The sequence below is a fragment of the Flavobacterium johnsoniae genome, from assembly GCF_001879205.1.
GTDB lineage: Bacteria > Bacteroidota > Bacteroidia > Flavobacteriales > Flavobacteriaceae > Flavobacterium > Flavobacterium johnsoniae_A.
Genome location: NZ_MLFK01000001.1, coordinates 443,390 through 461,376, shown reverse-complemented (window position 1 = coordinate 461,376; position 17,987 = coordinate 443,390). Strand labels below are relative to the sequence as shown.

The following is a 17,987-nucleotide window of genomic DNA, read 5'->3' as shown; positions in this document are numbered from 1 at the left end:
TCAAATGACACAACTAATTTACGACAGTACTTTTGAAGGCTGGCTGACAGCTGTATTTGAGATTTATGAATTGAAACTCGAAGATATTGTTTTTGCCAAAAACGAAACTTCAGGCGCTTTACTTTTTTCAGATTCCTATTTAGTGATAACCGATACTGCAAAAGCAAAACGTGTTTTAAACGGACTGAAAGAAAGACTTTCTGCGGATGGATTTGCAAATGTTTACAAAGCGTTTTTGTCTGATATTGATAAGATTGAAGAAATCTTGTTTCGGTTTGTGAAATATGTATTCTCAAGTTCAAAAAACATTGAAGAAGATTTGGCTAATGCCGATGTTTTAGGGGTTAGAAAAGCGGCACATTTAACAGGAAAGGAAAGCCACCGAATGAACGCTTTTGTTCGGTTTAAATTAACAAAAGACAATTTGTATTATGCCATTGTCGAACCCGATTGTGATGTGCTGCCTTTGATTGAAAATCATTTTAAGAACCGTTATGCCGATCAGCGCTGGTTAATTTATGATGCTAAACGGAAATATGGTATTTATTATGACCTTGAAAATACATCAACGGTCGAAATTCAGTTTAATGCTCAATCTGGTTCGTCTAAATTTTTAGCTGAAATATGCGATGAAAATGAAGAGTTTTTTCAGAATCTGTGGAGACGTTATTTCAGCAGTGTTAATATTGAATCAAGAAAAAACACCAAGCTTCATTTACAGCACATGCCAAAACGATATTGGAAGAATTTAACCGAGAAGATTCCTAATCTAAAATAAAATGAGTTGTTTTATTCCGAAAAGCTACACAAAGGTTTTTACAAAGATTCTCTGAATTTAGAGTGATTTCCGGTAAGAACTAATAATCATTCTGTTTTTTTAAATCTTTGTAAAAAATCTTTGTGCATTTTAAGCAACTCTTCAAACGAAGAAAAAATTAAATTCCCAAACGAAAATCTTTTACACTTTTCTGCTCAAGGCTTATGGCTTCAAAATAGCTTGTTGTTCCTTTATCAACCGGACATTGTGCGCTTATACCGCCCCAAAGTTCTGCGGGATAATTGTTTTTGTACAAACGAACCATCTGCCAGGTTTTGTTATCAAGTGAATAATAACTTGCAACTGTCTGTGTATCGGATGAAATTTTCATGTAAACCGTTTTTCCCTGTACAATATCATGATTGTTATCGTCTGAAGTTCCTATTGTACGAACCGTTACGATTCTGTGATTGCCGCGTTCGTCTTGTTCAAAACAGAATTTTTGATAAAAATTATCATGTACATACAAATACAAAACTCCGGCATTGTATAAACCCGTTTCTGTAAACTCAGGGCTCACTTTTGCGGTTAGGGTAAAAGGTTTTGTATTGTCTATTTTGGATAAAAGAATAGGAGCGGTGTTGTTTGAAAGTTTGTTGTTTGGATCTGAAAAGTAATCTTTTTTCTCGCCTACATGAAATTGGATATTCTTTTTCTCGTCGACTTTGGCAAGGGTATCGGCACCGTTTATAGATTTGGTAAACTGAATTTTATCGAGTTTTATATCGCAGGAACTGCCGCGGACAAAAGCAGAATCTGAAGATTTTGCGTTGGTTTTTTCTGCGCTTTGTTTTTGTTTTGAGTTGTCGTTACAGCTTGAAAGTATCATAATTCCGAAAAAAGCAAGGCAGGTAATAAATTTAGTTTTCATAAAATGTTTTGTTAGAAGTATAAAAATGATAATTTAGGTTTTTCAAATTTACTCCCGCTTTCCAAAAACGGCAATACGTAAAATTAACCAATTTATAAAAATGGCTTTATCAAAAGTTTCCATCAAAGACCAGTTAACTTCAATTTTATTACAGCAAACATTTCTGGATGGAGAAAAATTAGATATAGAAGATTATAAAAACTCTGTTGCCTCTTATGTTGCGATAGAGCAATGTGTAGCAGTGCTTTCTGATTTTCAGGCAGATTGCAGTTATATTTATGCAGGAAATTTTGGTGCCCTTTTTGGACTTCCTTCAGAAAGTCTGTTTATCGATTCTGCTTTTGAAGATTGTATTTTCAATAAAATAAATTCTGATGACGTAACCGAACGTCATGCTTTAGAACTTCAATATCTGCAGTATCTTAAAAAAATACCAGATGAGGAATATCGAAAATATAGTACTTTCAGCCGTTTGCGAACTTCAGATTCTGAAAATCCAAATTACATAAATCATCGAACTATGTATCTAAAAAAAGCAGCGAACGGAAGCATTTGGCTGGCGTTGTGCTTGTATTCACCATCAGGTGATGTACATGCCAGAACTGGAATTGACGGTAGAATTGTCAATATACAGACAGGCGAAACAATCACTTCTGAAAAATACAAACCACTCGGAGAAAACCTTCTTTCTAAAAGAGAGTTAGAAATTCTAAAGCTTGTAGCAAAAGGAAACAGCAGCAATCAAATTGCGAAATTGCTGCATATTTCGGTTTATACAGTTCGCCGCCACAGACAGAATATTATTCAGAAGATGCAAGTATCCAATACAACTGAGGCGTTACGAACGGCTTTTGTTTTGGGATTGATTAAATACTAATCTTTGATTTCTACTTACTTTTCTTCAAAGCATCCAGCAATTCCACCATATCAACAACACCGTAAGTTGACGAATAATCAGAAACCGCATAAGGTAAAATAAGGCTGTTGTTGTGAATAATCGCCCCGCAAGAGTATACAACATTCGGGACATAACCTTCTCGTTCGTCTTCTAATGGAGAGAGTAAAGGTTCCTGAAGTCTTCCGATTTCCTTAGACGGATCATCGAGATCAAACAAAGAGGCACCAATGCAGTAACGTCTCATCGTACCCACACCGTGTGTAATTACGAGCCAGCCTTCTTCTGTCCAAAGAGGGGAACCGCAGTTTCCTATTTGTGTGAATTCCCATGTATATCTCGGCTCTTGTAAAAGAGTTGGAGTATTCCACTGCGTAGCACGGTCAGAATACATAATGTAGTTGTTAACCCCGTCGATTCTGGCCAGCATAGCATATTTGCCCTTTATCTTTCTTGGAAATAAAGCCAGGTTTTTATTTTGAGCGCCTTCGCCGTGTAAGGGCATTACTCTGAAAGAATAAAAATCTTCGGTAGAAATTAATTTTGGCAGTATAGCATGACCATTGTATGCGGTGTAAGTTGCCATGACACGTACAGAATTGTCGTCATCAACAAAGCGAACAAAACGTGCATCCTCGATACCACGGCTTTCAGACTCAGATATTGGAAATATAACACGTTCTGTAATATCTGAATCGTGTTTGAATTGCAAATCGTAAAAAGAATTCGCTAACCATAATATTTCCTCCAGTGCCATTTTTCTTTCCTGACGAATAGAGGGATCGCTTAAAGCTGTGTTTAATATGTTTTTTAAAATCGCAAATTCAAATTCCTCCGGCAGATCCTGCATAATCTGGGCAATGTACTTGTCCTGCGTATGCATCTCGATCAGCTTGGTTAGAAAACGCTCTTTATTGAATAAGGTTTTGTGTTCGATTTCGGCCTTATCAATATGATGACCAATTTTCATTATTTGCAGATTATTATCTCGGTCCAAAATTCCTCTCCTAAAAACAATAGACGAAATATGGCCTTCACCTGTTGCACGAAAAGAAATAATAACACGTTTTTCTCCGGCTTCCAGACCAGACTGGTCAAAATCTTCAACGATTGAAGGATTGAAAATCGCAGCCGATTCTATAGCATATTCCATTGTGCAATACGAACCAATAAGCATTTTTCTGTTCAGTGACATCGCTTCATAATCAATCTGCATGGCTTCTATAATAGGTCTGATTCTTTCGCAATGTCTAAAAAATACAGCCGAAATATTTCGATGACGCCTTGCAAACTCACGAAGTGTTTGTTCTAAAGTTTCTAAAACCTGCTTTTCATCCAGCATCATAATACGTAACACCATTTGCTGGGTTCGTTCCTCTCCATTCATAAAATATCGCGCAACAACTCTTCTGGAATCTGGGGTGAATTTTATATTTTTTCGGATGACTGATACTCGCATAGTTTTTGTTTTTGAAAATTATTGTGCTGTTATTTGCTTTATAAAATGGGAAGTGTGCTTGTTTGAAACAAGATTTTTACTTTTTTAACCTCTATTTCAATAACAAGTTACTGATTTTGTTAAAGAAAAAGCTTAATTTTTTATTAAAATCTTTTAAGAAATTTGTTTTTTCTCCGCCTTAATTAATCATCTTATACCAGAATACTTCTAAAGATATCTTAGTTTTTCTTCTTCAATATCCAGATAATGCATTTGCCTGCGTATGATAGACTCATCTAAAGTCTGATCTGCTTTGTTTTTATTTATCAGCCATTTTCTCTGCTGGTTTAATAAGTCAAGATAAATATGCTTATGATGTTGTTCTATTGATTCATCATCGATTCCTTTACTATGCTGTTCCCATTTTTGAATGAGATGTTGTAATGAAGTATTGTCTTTTACCTGATCGTCATAATTCGTTTTTAAATAATGTAAAGCAAATTCAGCCAGTTCTTGTCGTAAAAGATGATTCGCTTCATCACGGGGCAGAGGATCATATATGTCAGTCAGTTTAATTTTTCTGATAAAATACGGAAGCGTTAATCCCTGAATTAATAAAGTCAAAAGAATAACGATAAAAGTGATAAACAATATAAGATTACGCTGCGGAAAGCCATTACCATTGTTCAAATAAACAGGTATAGACAATGCAGCAGCCAGTGAAACCACACCACGCATTCCGGTCCAGCCCAGAATAAATGGTGTTTTATAACCCGGATGTCTTCTGTCTGCCACCGTAATAAAATTTCGCGCAATCAGGGTTACAATAACAGCTCCGTAAGAAGATAATATTCGGCTTATAATTAAAACAATCGTAATAACTACACCATATCCAATTGCGGTAGGAAGACTTATACTTGCTTCTTCAAGCCCTTTGGTAATTTGAGGTAAATCTAATCCGATTAACATAAAGACTAATCCGTTCAATATAAAACAAAAACTTTCCCAGACATTTATGCCTTGCAAACGAGATTTACTGCTTAGAAAACGATGCCTGTTATTGGATAAAAGCAATCCGCAGCTTACAACCGCCAATACTCCGGAACTATGAGCTTCTTCGGCCGCCAGATAAATTATGTAGGGAGTTAGTAATGACAAAACGATATCGGCATTCGCATCGGTAGGCAGATATTTATGGGCTTTCATAAACAGCCATCCTATTAATAAACCAATTGCAACACCGCCAAAAATCATCCAGCTAAAACTCATTGCTGCTTTGTAAAATATAAATTGCTCTGTCGCCACAGCAATCATTGCAAATCTGAAAATAATTAGGGAAGAGGCATCATTTAGTAAACTTTCGCCTTCTAATATTGACGAAATGGTTTTGGGTACTTTAACAAATTTCAAAATTGCACCGGCACTTACGGCATCCGGAGGCGATACGATGCCGCCTAAAACAAAACCTAATGCCAATGAAAAGCCGGGAATAAGATAATTGGCTACTAAAGCGACTGAAAGTGCCGAGACAAAAACAACAACGAAGGCAAAGCTCGTAATAATGCGTCTCCAGCGCCACATTTCTTTCCATGAAACGGTCCATGCGGCCTCATATAACAAAGGAGGCAGGAAAATAAAAAAGATGAGTTCAGGCTCAATATTTATAGTAGGAACACCGGGAATAAAACTAATAACCAATCCGGCCAGTACCAGAAGTACAGGATAGGCTACTTTAATTTTATTGGCCAGCATAATGAGCAGTAAAATAATAATTAACAGACCCAGATAAAAAGGAAAATTGTCCAGCATTTAGTTTAGGTTTCTATATTCAATAGGTGTGTAACCGGTATTCTTTTTAAACATTCGATTAAAATGCTGCGGATATTTAAATCCTAATTCAAAAGCAATCTGGCTTATAGATTTCTCTGTATCAAAAATTCGTTCTTTTGCCAGATTTATTAATTTTAGCTGAATATGTTCCTGCGCAGTTTTACCAGTTTCTTTTTTAATTAAATCTCCAAAATAATTAGGAGAAAAATGCAAAAGGGCCGCAAAATATCCAACAGATGGCAAACCTGTGTCTTGTGCATTTTCAGACTGGAAATAGTCATTTAACAAATTCTCAAATTTTGACAAAATATCAGTATTGATAACATCACGCGTAATAAATTGCCTGTCATAAAAACGAACACAATGATTTAAAAGCAGTTCTATAGTATTGCTTATAATACTTTTGCTGTGCTTATCAATCGATTGACTTAATTCATATTCTAATTTACTAAATAAATCTTTTATAATTTGCTGTTCTTTTAAAGATAAATGAAGCGCTTCGTGCCAATCATAAGAAAAGAACGAATATTGGTTTATATTTTTAGCAAGTGCAGTTCCTTTTATCAAATCAGGATGAAAAAGTAATGTTAAGCCTGTAGATTTATAATTGTCTGTATTGCTGACTTCAAGTACTTGTCCCGGCGCTACAAAAACCATTGTTCCGTCATCATAATCATACGTATTGCGGCCGTATTTTAATTCGCCGCAATTTCCTGCTTTTAAAAATATAGCATAAAAACTAAAGTGTATGCGGGTATGATTAGGTAATGCATTACTATTAGAATTATCAAAAACACTTATTAAAGGATGCTGTGTTTCAACACCTTTTAACTGATTGTACTGTGTTACTTTTTCGAGTTTTATAATGTGTTCCATGATCTATTTGTAAATTATTCAGACAAATATACTATTCAGATTCTTAATAACTTAGCGTAATAATTCAAATCAGTAAAAATGGTAATAATAGCTGTAATATGTATTATATAAAGCTGGTTTTATTAAAGGAAATTTGTACTATTAAAAATAAGAATAAACTTTTATATAAATAAAATTATGGAAAAGAGAATATTAGGAACACAAGGATTGGAGGTTTCTGCATTAGGACTGGGCTGTATGGGATTAAGTTTTGCTTACGGTACAGCGGTAGATAAACAACACGGGATAAAAATAATCAGAGAAGCATACGAACAGGGAATTACCTTTTTTGACACAGCCGAAGCTTATGGTATTGCCAATGAAGAATTGGTAGGAGAAGCTTTGAGTCCGTTTAGAAAAGAAGTTATTATTGCAACTAAATTTGGCTTTAAAGGCGGACAAGCATTTAACGGGCAGGACAGCCGTCCGGAAAATATCCGAGCAGTTGCGGAAGAATCTTTGAGACGACTAAAAACAGATGTTATTGATTTATTTTATCAGCACAGAGTTGATCAAAATGTGCCGATAGAAGATGTTGCAGGAACAGTTAAAGATCTTATACAAGAGGGAAAAGTAAAATATTTTGGGCTTTCGGAAGCTGGAGTTTCGTCTATTAGAAAAGCACATGAAGTTCAGCCTGTATCAGCTTTGCAAAGTGAATATTCGATTTGGTGGAGAGAACCTGAGTTAGAAATTTTGCCAGTGCTGGAAGAATTAGGAATTGGCTTTGTACCGTTTAGCCCTTTAGGACGAGGATTTTTAACCGGAGCAATTACTGAAAGCACCAATTTTGAGCCGACAGATTTTAGAAATAATCTGCCTCGTTTTAGTGAAGAAAACAGAAAAGCAAATCAAAAATTAGTTGATTTACTGGCTGCAATCGCTTCTCAAAAACAGGCTTCTCCTGCACAAATTGCATTAGGCTGGCTTTTGGCACAAAAACCGTGGATAGCACCAATTCCGGGCACAACAAAATCAAACCGATTAACAGAGAATATTGGCGGAGCATCAATTCATTTATCTGCTGAGGATGTTAAAAAAATTGACGACGCATTTGCTCAAACCACAATACAAGGAGATCGATATCCTGCGCAGCTTCAACAAACGGTGGGGAAATAAATTTTATAAAATACAAAAAGTGCTGAATTGAAAAGTTCAGCACTTTTTAATTAAAAGAGGCATCAATTATTTTTTGAAAAAAAATGACCGCACAATCTGGTTAGAATTGTACGGACAAATCAAGTTAACTAATCATTTAATTGGGCGTAAAGGTCAGATAATCTAAATTCATATTGCCATTTTCTACAATATGCAATGTGAGTACTTGTATTCCTTTTTCTAATTTAATAGTTCCAATATTGTCTGAACTGTTCCAATGGTGCCATTGCCTCCATGCAACAGGATCATTGTCGTCGTGTGTCGAAATTATCTTCATATTTCCGGTTGTATCTTTTCCGTTTAGCGAAATAGAAATTGCTCCATCGCCGTTTGCCGTATACAAAACGCCAATTTTATAAATACCGGATTTCTTGACCTCAATGGTATAATTAATCCATTCTAATGGTTGTGTCCAACCTACATAAAGCTGATTCATTTTGATGGGTACTTTGGTGTAAGGCGTATCATCAATACTATCTGTTTTGGTATAGGATATATCTACACCTTCTTTTATCCTAAATTCATTTAAAGGATTTCCGTTTACCGGATTCAGTTTACCGCTTCCGTTATTTATTTCATCAGTATCGTGATATGCTGTTCCTTCGCCTCCCAGATCATAGAATTCACATTCTAACCTGCCTGGAATTTGCTGCACTTTAAATGGTTTTGGCTTTGCAGCCGATGTTTGTGCAAACGTCAAAATACCATTCATCAAAACAAAAAGATTTAGAAGGGTTAGTACTTTTTTCATTCTATTAATTTTGAATTAACGTATTTCTAAAGTAGCAATTGAATGCGCAAGGCTTGTAATTTTCGAAGCTTTTCCTTTTATCCAAAGAAAATATTCTACATCATTATCAGATTGATTCATAACCACAACTTCCAGATTATTGTTTTGATTTACAAAAGCAGTCGACAAAAGTTTATTGCTGCTTGAGTTGCAAGCCACACGTTTAGCGCCTGGTTTAATAAATTTAGAAAAGTGCCCTAAATAATAATATCCGTTAGTATAAATTAATTTTCCGGTTTTAAGATCAGCATGAATAGGAGACATACAGAAATTTTGCACATGATTTGGTCCGCCTTTTTCATCCAATAAAATATTCCAGTCTGTCCAGGCCACGGTTCCAATATTAAAATCGTTAATCATCGACATCCCGTATTTTTCACCATAACTCCAGTCCGTTAATAATTTTTGGTCAAAATCGGCGGCACAGCCTTCAGTCAGAATCAGCGGTTTATCTGGAAAAGCTTCTGCCACGCGGCGTTCTGCTTCAAAGTTCATTCCGTTTTTATGCCAGTCTTCGTACCAGTGATAGCCCACTCCCCAAACATATTTTGCCGCATCTTTATCTTCCAGAACCGTACTTACACGCTGGTACATCAAATCGCGGTTATGATCCCACATGATTAATTTCTTTTTAGATAATCCGGCTTTCTGCATGGTTGGTCCAAGGAAGTTTTTTATAAAATCACGTTCTTCTTCGGCAGTAAAAATACAAGATTCCCATTTTTGTACCGCCATAGGTTCATTCTGAACGGTATAACCCCAAATAGGAATTCCTTCTTTTTCGTATTCATTAATAAATTTTACGAAAAAGTTCGCCCAGCTTTGGTGGTATTCCGGTTTTAAAGCACCGCCTTGTAATACATTATTGTTGGTTTTCATCCATGCCGGCGGACTCCATGGCGAAGCATATAAAGTTAGTTTTCCTCCCGCTTTTGCAATAGCTTCTTTAATTAACGGAATTCTGAATTTTCTATCATGAGCAACATCAAAAGTTTTTAAGTCTTTATCGCCTTCAGTAATATAACTGTAAATATCGCTTGAGAAATCACAGCTTTGCATATTGGTACGCGCTAATGTGTAACCAATACCTTTTTCCTTATCATAATAAGCGGTCAGGATTTCCTGTTGCTTGTCTTTAGGAAGCTGGTAAAAAACTTCTGCGGAAGCATCGGTAATTGCGCCGCCAATTCCCAGCATGGTTTGATAGGTTTTAGAAGGATCAACAAAAACAGAAATTTCTTTTTCCAGAGGCTGCGGTTTATCAAAAAAAGATAATGTTTCGGTTTTTGTTAATTTATTGTCGGTGTTTTTTGCGGTTACAAAAACCGTTACACTTTTGTAAGCTGCAGTTTTAGGAACTTGTTTCTGCGCCATTACATTTGCTGCCAAAAATCCGGACAACATGATGGTCAGGCATGTTTTGATTTGGTTTGTATTCATAGGATTGTGGTTAAATAGTTAATATCATTTTACGAAAGAATCTGATCGATTTTCTGAAGCTCATCGGCAGAAAAAGAAGCATTTTGAAGACAACCCACAGAATCGACTACTTGCTCCGGTTTGCTGGCGCCAATAATTACCGAGCTAATGCGTTTGTCTTTTAAAACCCAGGCTAATGCCATTTGAGCCAGACTTTGGCCGCGTTCTAAAGCCATTTCATTTAGTTTACGGACTTTTTCAATATTTTCAGGTGTAATCGCATCTTCTTCAATTGCTCCGTTACCGCGATGAGCATTTGCTCTTGAATTTTCCGGAATTCCGTTTAAATATTTATTAGTTAAAAGTCCTTGTGCCAAAGGTGAAAAAGCAATGCCTCCAACTCCGTTAAGTTCTAAAACATCCAGTAGCCCATCCTCAATAGTACGTTCCAGCATTGAATATTTGGGTTGATGTATCAGGCACGGCGTTCCTAGTTCTTTCAAAATTTTAATAGCTTTTTGTGTTTCAGTTGGACTATAACTTGAAATGCCTACATAAAGGGCTTTTCCCTGACGCACGATCAAATCAAGTGCAGCCATGGTTTCTTCCATAGGTGTATGGGGATCAGGTCTGTGATGGTAGAATATGTCAACATAATCTAACCCCATACGCGAAAGGCTTTGGTCTAAACTCGAAATCAAGTGTTTTTTTGATCCCCAGTCGCCATAAGGTCCATCCCACATTGGCCATCCGGCTTTGGTTGAAATGACAAGTTCATCACGAAACGATTTGAAATCTTCTTGAAATAATTTTCCAAAAGTACTCTCCGCAGATCCTGCCGGCGGACCATAATTATTGGCAAGATCAAAATGGCTGATCCCATTATCGAAAGCTGTATGCAGTATGTTTCGGGCATTTTCGATGCTGTCAATAGCGCCAAAGTTATGCCATAACCCAAGAGAAAGTGCAGGAAGCAGTAATCCGCTGTTACCGGAGCGACGGTATTCCATTTTTTGATATCGGTTTGAATCTGGTAAATAGCTCATGTTTTTTGTTATGATAGTTATATTTTTCTAAATGCTTTAATTACAATTTCCAGGTCAGTCGCGCCTCGAAAGCCGCTAAAACCAACAGAAAGTTTTGTTCCGTCTGACATTGTTAAGGGTTGTCCGCCCTGCCAGCCTATAAGGTCCGGAGCGTCAATTCCGTTTGCATTTTCCTCCACAATATTGTTAAAAACTAATCTTTCATATTCTCCGGTTTTAACTCCCGTAAGCCATACCTGACTTGCTTTTGTCCAGGCTATTTTATACGATTGTCTTTTGCGGGCTTTATCGTTTCCGTACATTCGGCCGTAAACATTGCCTTCTTCATCAATAATACATATAGCTGCATTTCCGTTAGAAATTGCTTTGTCTTCCTCAATTTCCATGTAATTTGGAATAAGATCTTCAATGGCTGATAACGCTAAAGTAATTTTTAAGTGGAGAATTTGATCATTCATTGTTTGGAGGGATAAAATGTTAAGTTTTCAAAGGTCAATTATTTTGTTACCTAATTTCTTAAACTAGATCAAGAAATAATAATAAATAAATCATCTTATATTTACGATTTATAAATAAATGCAATCCTTATTAAACCCGAATAAAAATGTTTCAGAAGATACACGAATACCTTTCAAGGTCTGTCCGTCTTTCAGAACGAGAGCTTAAGATTTTTGAAAATAGTCTCGAATTGAGGATGGTTCCAAAAAAAACAATTTTGCTGCACGCAGGCGAAGTATGTAATTTTGAAGCCTATATTAATAAAGGCTGTATCAGGGAATATTTTATTGACGATCACGGAATCGAACTGACTTTACAATTCGCAACCGAAGACTGGTGGGTAAGTGATATTACAAGTTTTGAAGACCAGGTTGCAAGCGATATGTATATTGAAACTCTGGAGGATTGTGAATTATTGGTTTTGAGCCGGCAGTCAAAAGAAAATCTTATTAATGAAGTTCCTCAATTAGAAAGAATGTTCCGATTGATGATTCAGAGGCATTTATCTAAATTACAAAAGCGTTTGTTTAAAACGGTTTCTTCTTCGGCAATGGATCAATATATCGAGTTTGTTACACGTTATCCCACCATATCACAGCGCGTTTCGCAGCAATATATCGCATCTTATCTTGGTATTACGCCTGAGTTTTTAAGCAGATTACGTGCAAAACATTTAAAGAACGGAAAGAATTAGATGATCTGCTTTTAAAATAAAAGATTTCAATAAAAAAAGCTCCATTAGAAATAATGGAGCTTTTCAGTTTTATTACATTTTCTGGATTTTCTTAATTCCAGATTCCGTTCATTTCTGTTAATATGATAGGTTTGCCGTCTGTAACTACAATAGTGTGTTCGTGTTGCGCCATAAAACCGCCTTTGTTTCCTACCATTGTCCAGCCGTCATTAAGTTCTACAGCAATAGACGAAGATGTTGAAATAAAAGTTTCAATAGCTACAACAGAGTCTTTTTTAAAACGTCTTTGGTCAAATCGGTTTTTATAGTTTAGTAATTCATCCGGCTGTTCGTGCAGGCTTCTGCCAATCCCGTGTCCGGCAAGATTTTTTATGACTTTGTAACCTCTTTTTTTTGCTTCTGTTTCTATGAGATAGCCTATTTCAGAAATTTTTACGCCGCCTTTTATATTGTTTATTGCTTTTTGTAAAATATCTTTTGAGGCATCAACGAGTTTTTGATGTCCGTTTTTATCTTCGCCAATAACAAACGAATTTCCGTTATCTGACCAAAAGCCATCTAATTCAGCCGAAACATCAATATTAATTAAATCACCTTCGTTAAGAATTCTTTTGTCTGACGGAATACCATGGCAAAATTCGTTGTTTACACTAATACAAGTCCAGCCCGGAAAACCATACGTTAAATACGGTGCTGATTTTGCTCCTAAATCATTCAGGATTTTCCCGCCATATTCGTCTAATTCCTTTGTTGACATGCCAGGTTTTACAAAGTTTCTCATTTCTTTTAAAGCATAAGCTACTGCTTCGCTTGCCTTTTTCATTCCTATTAATTCTGATTCTTGTTTTACTGACATGGTATTTTGTTTATTTAAATCCTAACACATTTCCATGCCAGAATTAATATTCTATTTTTTAATTTGAGATGGTCAATGTGATTTTCTTGATAAAGCAAATATAAAACTAATTAATTACGATTGAATTCGTATGTTTAATAGATTTCTATGCTATTTATTAGTACGTTTTATAAATTTAATTGTGTCTGTAATGATAGGAGCGGTCCAGCCTTTATTTGGATCTGGATTTTTTTGTTCTAAAATTACATGTATCGTATCAGATAAGTTATCAAGTTCGATTATCTTTCTCTCAGATTCTATTCCACCAGAATATTCTTCTCCTAAAAGTCTTAGTTCAAATTGAAAATTTTCGGGTTTCTCTTTTTTGAAAAGTACTTCTAAAGGGTAATTTGTATGCACCATATTATCATTTTCGTCATACGAAATTTCTGTTTTAGCTGTGAATATTTGGAGTTTTGTGCTGTCGAGAAGTATAAAGTTATTTGGTGTTGGAGAATAAAAAATTTGTTCAACCCTTTTTTCTTTATCATCTTCACGGGAGTTGCTTATCATTGAATAAGCTATAAAGCCATAAGTTAATAGATTGCCTATTAATAAAGGAATAAAGAGTTTCTTTATGGTATCATTAAAGATTAATTTAATAGTTAATACTTCAAGAAACACACTTCCTAAACACATTAATATGTATGTTGCCACCCAATTAATAATGTCAAAAGTTGCATGAGGAACAAAATTGTCTGCCACAAGATGCCAAAAAAGCATTGCCCACATCATTACAAATGTTCCGACAAGTCCTGAAATCAAGTTTCCGACTACTGATGCGATGATTGCTTTTTTTAATGAATATTTTAGCATTGCCATAATTGTAAAGGTTTCAATTATGATGGTTACAAATACTAAAAACCAAAAGCGCCAAATTTCGTCATATACGTAAATTGCCGGCCAAACCATATTAAGTGAAATCATGTTGCTTCTGTATTTATTATTTTCTCTGTCGAAATAAAATTAATGATTTAATAGAACTGGCAGATATCTTTGTGAAATTAAAAATGATTTAATAAAAACCCCTTAAACAGAAATGCTTAAGGGGTTTGCCTTTTTATAAAAATAGTATTCTTTATTCAACACATAGAAACGTATATTTTATGTGTGCAAGAATATCAAAAGAAACATATTTCTAACGCCTAGCTCTTTATGTGTGTTTAAAATAAGTGAAATGCCTTTTTAGAGAGGATTAAATTTATGTTTCTATGTTAAAATTAATTGCCCCCAACAATTTTTTTTATTTAACTAAATAAGGAACTTCATCTGCTTCACAAAGTCTGAAATAGCCTAATGCAAAATTATTGACATCGGTATTGTTTACAATATTTCCTCTAATATTTCCCGGTGGAACTGAAAACGGATTTGCGCTTGAGGCTTCTAAGATTAATTTCATGTAATTATAAAAATTCTTTGAGATACCTCTATGCGTTATAGTTACCGTATTGCCGGGTTTCATATCTTCATGAGAAAATCGGGTGCTTATTTCATTACCATTATAAAATTCATCATTTGTTATTTCGTATTGCGGAAATATTAAGAATGAGCTTTTGTATTGTGTTAAATAAAAATTGAGCTGATCTGCCGGATCTTTATAATAAAAAGTAAGTTCGATGATGTCTTCACCTCCAAAATCAGGAATCATCTGCTGTTCTATTTTATCTATTGGAGTTACAGAAGTCAGCTTTTCGACCGCAGTAAAACTTTGACCTTCGGCCTGAATGAATAATTTATAATCCATGTCGATTACCGGAACAAAATTGGTACATACATAAACTCCCGGTTCAGATTCATTAAAAGTAAAAACATCGCCTGTGCTGTTTTCTACTCTTACCTGAGCACCAGAAACTTTTGGTGTCGAACTGCTGTAATAAGAAGCTGTTTTGCTGATTTTGATAACCTGATTGTTACCTGTTGTTCCTTTTTTCCAAATTATTTCGGCATCGATTACAATTCTTGATTCACCTGTGTCTAAATCAAGATTTACAACATCTTCGCAAGAAGTAAAAAATACAACAAAAAGAAGACTCATTAATGCCAGTGCTTTATTCATTACATTATATTTTTTCAATTTATTCATAGCATTAAAATTTAAAATTATAAGAAACTCCCGGTACAATGCCAAAGATTGAGAGTCTTCTTGTTTCATTTGCTCCGGTATCTTCGTTTGTTGTAAAACTCATAGAAGCTGCATTTTTTCTGTTGTAGATATTATAAATGCTGAATACCCAATAGCTTTGCCAGCCTTTCTTTTTGTCTGGTCTTGGTGTATAAGTTGCCGCCACATCAAGGTGATGAAAAAGAGGCAGCCTGTTCTCGTTTCTCAAAGAATAATTAGGAACATTAATTTCTCCAAATTCATAATAACCATTGGCATATGTTACCGGCTGACCTGACTGAAGTGTGAAATTACCATTGAAAGACCATTTTGGACTAAATTCATAGCTTCCTACGATGCTTAAGTTATGCATTTTATCATAGCCTGATAAATACCAGTCTCCATTTGCAATTCCTGGTTCCTCTGGTGTTCTTCCTGGTGTTTTTTGCTCTGCTCTGGACAAGGTATAAGAAACCCATCCGGTAAAAAGACCTGTGTTTTTTCTAAACAATAATTCCATACCATACGATCTGGCTTTACCATTCAGGATAACCTGCTCAATGTTGTTGTTGGCTAAAATATCTGCCCCGTCGATATAGTCAATTCGATTTTGAACTTTTTTATAGAATAACTCTCCTTCAAAAGAATAATCACGGTCTTTGAAATTTTTAAAATATCCAATTGCATATTGATCCAACAGCTGAGGTTTGGTAAACGGTCCGCTTGGCGTCCAGATACTCATAGGAAGCGGAGATTGTGTATTAGATAAAATATGAATGTACTGTGCCATTCTGTTGTAACTTGCTTTTACCGAAGTATTATCATTGAAAGCATAAGATAAAGCAGCTCTTGGTTCGAAATTATCAAATTTACTGATCGTTTTTCCGCTTCCGTAAGAGGTAGTTCCTGTTGGAGTGCCTTCTTCATAGATTTTATATAACGGATTATATACTACCGACTGATTGTTTTCGTAAGTGCTGATTACTTCAGAGCCTAAACGATAAAACATGCTGTAACGAAGTCCGTAACGGAAATTCAGTTTCTCTGTAATCTGATTTTCAAAATCGATAAAAGCAGAAGCTTCTAAGGCATGCTTTTTATCAAGCTGTTTGTAGTTAAATGGAGAATCTAGACTTGTAGGCTGTACAACACCGGGATTGAAATCATAGTATAATCCGTCGATTCCGTAATTGGCCTTGAACTTGTCTGATATTTGATAATTCCAGTTGTACTTAAGTCCGTAACTTTTAATATTACTGTCCCATTCAAAACTTTCTGTCGTGATACCGAGATTAAATCTGTAATCACTGTAAAAAGCAGAAAGATTAGAATTTAAGCTTTCAGAAAATGTATGTTTCCAGCTTAAAATTCCCATTGTGTTTCCGTATTTGCTTGAAAAACGATCGTTAATATCGAATACATCGTTTCCTAAATAACCAGAAAAGGCAATGGTGTTATTGGCATTTAAACGATAATTTAATTTGGCGTTGAAGTCATAAAACATAGCCGAGTTTTTGTTGTCGGCCAATTTTAAAAATAAGTGCGCATACGAAGTACGTCCCGAAACGATAAAAGAACCTTTATCTTTTTTTATCGGACCCTGTACTAAAAGCCGGCTTGAAATAACACCAATACCACCATTTACCTTATAATCTTCAAAATCTCCGGTTTGCTGTGTAACATCTAAAACAGACGAAACACGCCCTCCAAATTTAGAAGGAATTCCTCCCTTATATAAATCTAAACCATTAACGATATCTGCATTAAAAATGGAGAAAAATCCAAACATGTGCGAATCAGCATAAACAGGCGCCCCATCAAGAAGAATCAAATTCTGATCGGCAGCACCACCGCGGACATTAAACCCTGAAGAAGCTTCTCCGGCATTAGTAACTCCGGGTAATGTTAAAATCGATTTTAAAGGATCTGCTTCGCCCATTGCTACAGGAATTCGTTTTATTTCCTGCATAGAAAGCCTGTTCACACTCATTTGAGGAGTCTTGATGTCAACAGCTTTGTTAGTCGTTATAATTACCTGTTCTAATTGCTGACTGTCTTCTTCCAGATTAAAATTAATCGTAGTATCATCAGAAACGGTTATTTGCTTTTCTTTGTTTTTAAAACCAACATAACTAATAGCAACAGTATAACTTCCGTTTGGGATTTCGATGCTGTATTTTCCGTTAGCATCTGTTACGGTGCCGGTTTCCAGTTCTTTAATGTAAACATTGGCGCCAATAACAGATTGTTTAGTATCATCAAGAATTCGTCCCGTCAGCTTACTTTTTTTTTTATCGGCCTTTACAGGTTGAGATTTTTGTTTCACAAAAATATTATGACCCACAATAGAAAATTGAACGGATGAAATTTTGTTTAGTTCAGAGATGAGTTTCTCGATTTCGATATTTTTAAAAGTATTTTTCTTTGTAAAATATTTTTGACTCGTGTCTATTTGATCTGTAAAAGCAAATTTAAAATCGGTTTGATTTTCGATTTGTTTAAAGAATTCTTTTAAAGTTACATTTTGGTCTACCGTTACTGTAACGTTTTGAGCAGACATACATAAACTGAATAAAAAAAAGCATGCTGAAATTATATGCTTCATGAATTTTTGTATTTT

16 protein-coding genes are annotated in these 17,987 nt (G+C 35.3%); 4 read left to right on the top strand and 12 right to left on the bottom strand.

From position 1 onward, the window contains the following. The first annotated feature begins 4 nt into the window (after window positions 1–4). Window positions 5–778 (top strand): TIGR03915 family putative DNA repair protein, encoded by a 774-nt coding sequence (locus tag BKM63_RS02180; protein ID WP_071635024.1) that lies wholly within the window; start codon window positions 5–7, stop codon window positions 776–778. Window positions 779–935: 157 nt separating this feature from the next. On the opposite strand, the gene BKM63_RS02175 is transcribed toward BKM63_RS02180, so the two are convergent. Next, window positions 936–1,688: a DUF1349 domain-containing protein gene (locus tag BKM63_RS02175; RefSeq protein WP_071635023.1), complete on the bottom strand. Its 753-nt coding sequence runs from the start codon at window positions 1,686–1,688 to the stop codon at window positions 936–938. 100 nt (window positions 1,689–1,788) lie between these two features. Between BKM63_RS02175 and BKM63_RS02170 the strand changes: the two genes are divergently transcribed. Next, entirely contained in the window at window positions 1,789–2,565 is a 777-nt protein-coding gene (locus BKM63_RS02170) for a response regulator transcription factor (RefSeq protein ID WP_071635022.1), read from the top strand. 10 nt (window positions 2,566–2,575) lie between these two features. Here BKM63_RS02170 and BKM63_RS02165 read toward each other — a convergent pair whose 3' ends face one another. The 3 genes from BKM63_RS02165 to BKM63_RS02155 form a co-directional block, all read right to left on the bottom strand. Continuing rightward, window positions 2,576–4,042, bottom strand: coding sequence for a glycoside hydrolase family 130 protein (locus BKM63_RS02165; protein WP_071635021.1), 1,467 nt, complete (start codon window positions 4,040–4,042; stop codon window positions 2,576–2,578). A 207-nt stretch (window positions 4,043–4,249) separates the two neighbouring features. Then, the gene (locus tag BKM63_RS02160) at window positions 4,250–5,830 is read right to left on the bottom strand and encodes a Na+/H+ antiporter (RefSeq protein ID WP_071635020.1); all 1,581 of its coding nucleotides are present in this window, start codon (window positions 5,828–5,830) and stop codon (window positions 4,250–4,252) included. Continuing rightward, on the bottom strand, window positions 5,831–6,727 hold the full coding sequence (locus BKM63_RS02155; RefSeq protein ID WP_071635019.1) for a helix-turn-helix domain-containing protein: 897 nt from the start codon (window positions 6,725–6,727) through the stop codon (window positions 5,831–5,833). Window positions 6,728–6,904: 177 nt separating this feature from the next. Between BKM63_RS02155 and BKM63_RS02150 the strand changes: the two genes are divergently transcribed. After that, entirely contained in the window at window positions 6,905–7,885 is a 981-nt protein-coding gene (locus BKM63_RS02150) for an aldo/keto reductase (protein WP_071635018.1), read from the top strand. Window positions 7,886–8,021: 136 nt separating this feature from the next. On the opposite strand, the gene BKM63_RS02145 is transcribed toward BKM63_RS02150, so the two are convergent. From BKM63_RS02145 to BKM63_RS02130, 4 genes are read right to left on the bottom strand one after another with little or no spacing between them, the layout of a single operon-like run. Next, window positions 8,022–8,675, bottom strand: a complete 654-nt coding sequence (locus tag BKM63_RS02145) for a delta endotoxin C-terminal domain-containing protein (RefSeq protein WP_071635017.1) — start codon at window positions 8,673–8,675, stop codon at window positions 8,022–8,024. Window positions 8,676–8,690: 15 nt separating this feature from the next. Then, a complete protein-coding gene (locus tag BKM63_RS02140; RefSeq protein WP_071635016.1) occupies window positions 8,691–10,154 on the bottom strand; it encodes a glycoside hydrolase family 30 protein in 1,464 nt (487 codons plus the stop codon). A 29-nt stretch (window positions 10,155–10,183) separates the two neighbouring features. Continuing rightward, a complete protein-coding gene (gene mgrA / locus BKM63_RS02135) occupies window positions 10,184–11,179 on the bottom strand; it encodes an L-glyceraldehyde 3-phosphate reductase (protein ID WP_071635015.1) in 996 nt (331 codons plus the stop codon). Window positions 11,180–11,196: 17 nt separating this feature from the next. Next, a complete protein-coding gene (locus tag BKM63_RS02130) occupies window positions 11,197–11,637 on the bottom strand; it encodes a GlcG/HbpS family heme-binding protein (protein WP_071635014.1) in 441 nt (146 codons plus the stop codon). Between the two features lie 146 nt (window positions 11,638–11,783). Between BKM63_RS02130 and BKM63_RS02125 the strand changes: the two genes are divergently transcribed. Then, window positions 11,784–12,371 carry a Crp/Fnr family transcriptional regulator gene (locus BKM63_RS02125; RefSeq protein WP_071635013.1) on the top strand — a complete coding sequence of 196 codons (588 nt, stop codon included), beginning with the start codon at window positions 11,784–11,786 and terminating at the stop codon, window positions 12,369–12,371. A 91-nt stretch (window positions 12,372–12,462) separates the two neighbouring features. Here the strand turns inward: BKM63_RS02125 and map are convergent, their stop codons facing one another. From map to BKM63_RS02105, 4 genes are all read right to left on the bottom strand, one after another. After that, window positions 12,463–13,227: a type I methionyl aminopeptidase gene (gene map, locus BKM63_RS02120; protein WP_071635012.1), complete on the bottom strand. Its 765-nt coding sequence runs from the start codon at window positions 13,225–13,227 to the stop codon at window positions 12,463–12,465. Between the two features lie 150 nt (window positions 13,228–13,377). Then, window positions 13,378–14,193 (bottom strand): hypothetical protein, encoded by an 816-nt coding sequence (locus tag BKM63_RS02115; RefSeq protein WP_071635011.1) that lies wholly within the window; start codon window positions 14,191–14,193, stop codon window positions 13,378–13,380. A gap of 316 nt (window positions 14,194–14,509) precedes the next feature. Continuing rightward, window positions 14,510–15,349, bottom strand: coding sequence for a DUF4249 domain-containing protein (locus BKM63_RS02110; protein WP_071635068.1), 840 nt, complete (start codon window positions 15,347–15,349; stop codon window positions 14,510–14,512). A 4-nt stretch (window positions 15,350–15,353) separates the two neighbouring features. Further along, window positions 15,354–17,972 (bottom strand): TonB-dependent receptor, encoded by a 2,619-nt coding sequence (locus tag BKM63_RS02105; protein ID WP_071635010.1) that lies wholly within the window; start codon window positions 17,970–17,972, stop codon window positions 15,354–15,356. Between the last annotated feature and the right edge of the window lie 15 nt (window positions 17,973–17,987).

Excerpts from the sequence above, each read along its gene's own strand:
- BKM63_RS02180 (WP_071635024.1), top strand. The coding sequence starts at position 5 with ATGACACAACTAATTTACGACAGTACTTTTGAAGGCTGGCTGACAGCT.
- BKM63_RS02175 (WP_071635023.1), bottom strand. The coding sequence starts at position 1,688 with ATGAAAACTAAATTTATTACCTGCCTTGCTTTTTTCGGAATTATGATA.
- BKM63_RS02170 (WP_071635022.1), top strand. The coding sequence starts at position 1,789 with ATGGCTTTATCAAAAGTTTCCATCAAAGACCAGTTAACTTCAATTTTA.
- BKM63_RS02165 (WP_071635021.1), bottom strand. The coding sequence starts at position 4,042 with ATGCGAGTATCAGTCATCCGAAAAAATATAAAATTCACCCCAGATTCC.
- BKM63_RS02160 (WP_071635020.1), bottom strand. The coding sequence starts at position 5,830 with ATGCTGGACAATTTTCCTTTTTATCTGGGTCTGTTAATTATTATTTTA.
- BKM63_RS02155 (WP_071635019.1), bottom strand. The coding sequence starts at position 6,727 with ATGGAACACATTATAAAACTCGAAAAAGTAACACAGTACAATCAGTTA.
- BKM63_RS02150 (WP_071635018.1), top strand. The coding sequence starts at position 6,905 with ATGGAAAAGAGAATATTAGGAACACAAGGATTGGAGGTTTCTGCATTA.
- BKM63_RS02145 (WP_071635017.1), bottom strand. The coding sequence starts at position 8,675 with ATGAAAAAAGTACTAACCCTTCTAAATCTTTTTGTTTTGATGAATGGT.
- BKM63_RS02140 (WP_071635016.1), bottom strand. The coding sequence starts at position 10,154 with ATGAATACAAACCAAATCAAAACATGCCTGACCATCATGTTGTCCGGA.
- mgrA (WP_071635015.1), bottom strand. The coding sequence starts at position 11,179 with ATGAGCTATTTACCAGATTCAAACCGATATCAAAAAATGGAATACCGT.
- BKM63_RS02130 (WP_071635014.1), bottom strand. The coding sequence starts at position 11,637 with ATGAATGATCAAATTCTCCACTTAAAAATTACTTTAGCGTTATCAGCC.
- BKM63_RS02125 (WP_071635013.1), top strand. The coding sequence starts at position 11,784 with ATGTTTCAGAAGATACACGAATACCTTTCAAGGTCTGTCCGTCTTTCA.
- map (WP_071635012.1), bottom strand. The coding sequence starts at position 13,227 with ATGTCAGTAAAACAAGAATCAGAATTAATAGGAATGAAAAAGGCAAGC.
- BKM63_RS02115 (WP_071635011.1), bottom strand. The coding sequence starts at position 14,193 with ATGATTTCACTTAATATGGTTTGGCCGGCAATTTACGTATATGACGAA.
- BKM63_RS02110 (WP_071635068.1), bottom strand. The coding sequence starts at position 15,349 with ATGAATAAATTGAAAAAATATAATGTAATGAATAAAGCACTGGCATTA.
- BKM63_RS02105 (WP_071635010.1), bottom strand. The coding sequence starts at position 17,972 with ATGAAGCATATAATTTCAGCATGCTTTTTTTTATTCAGTTTATGTATG.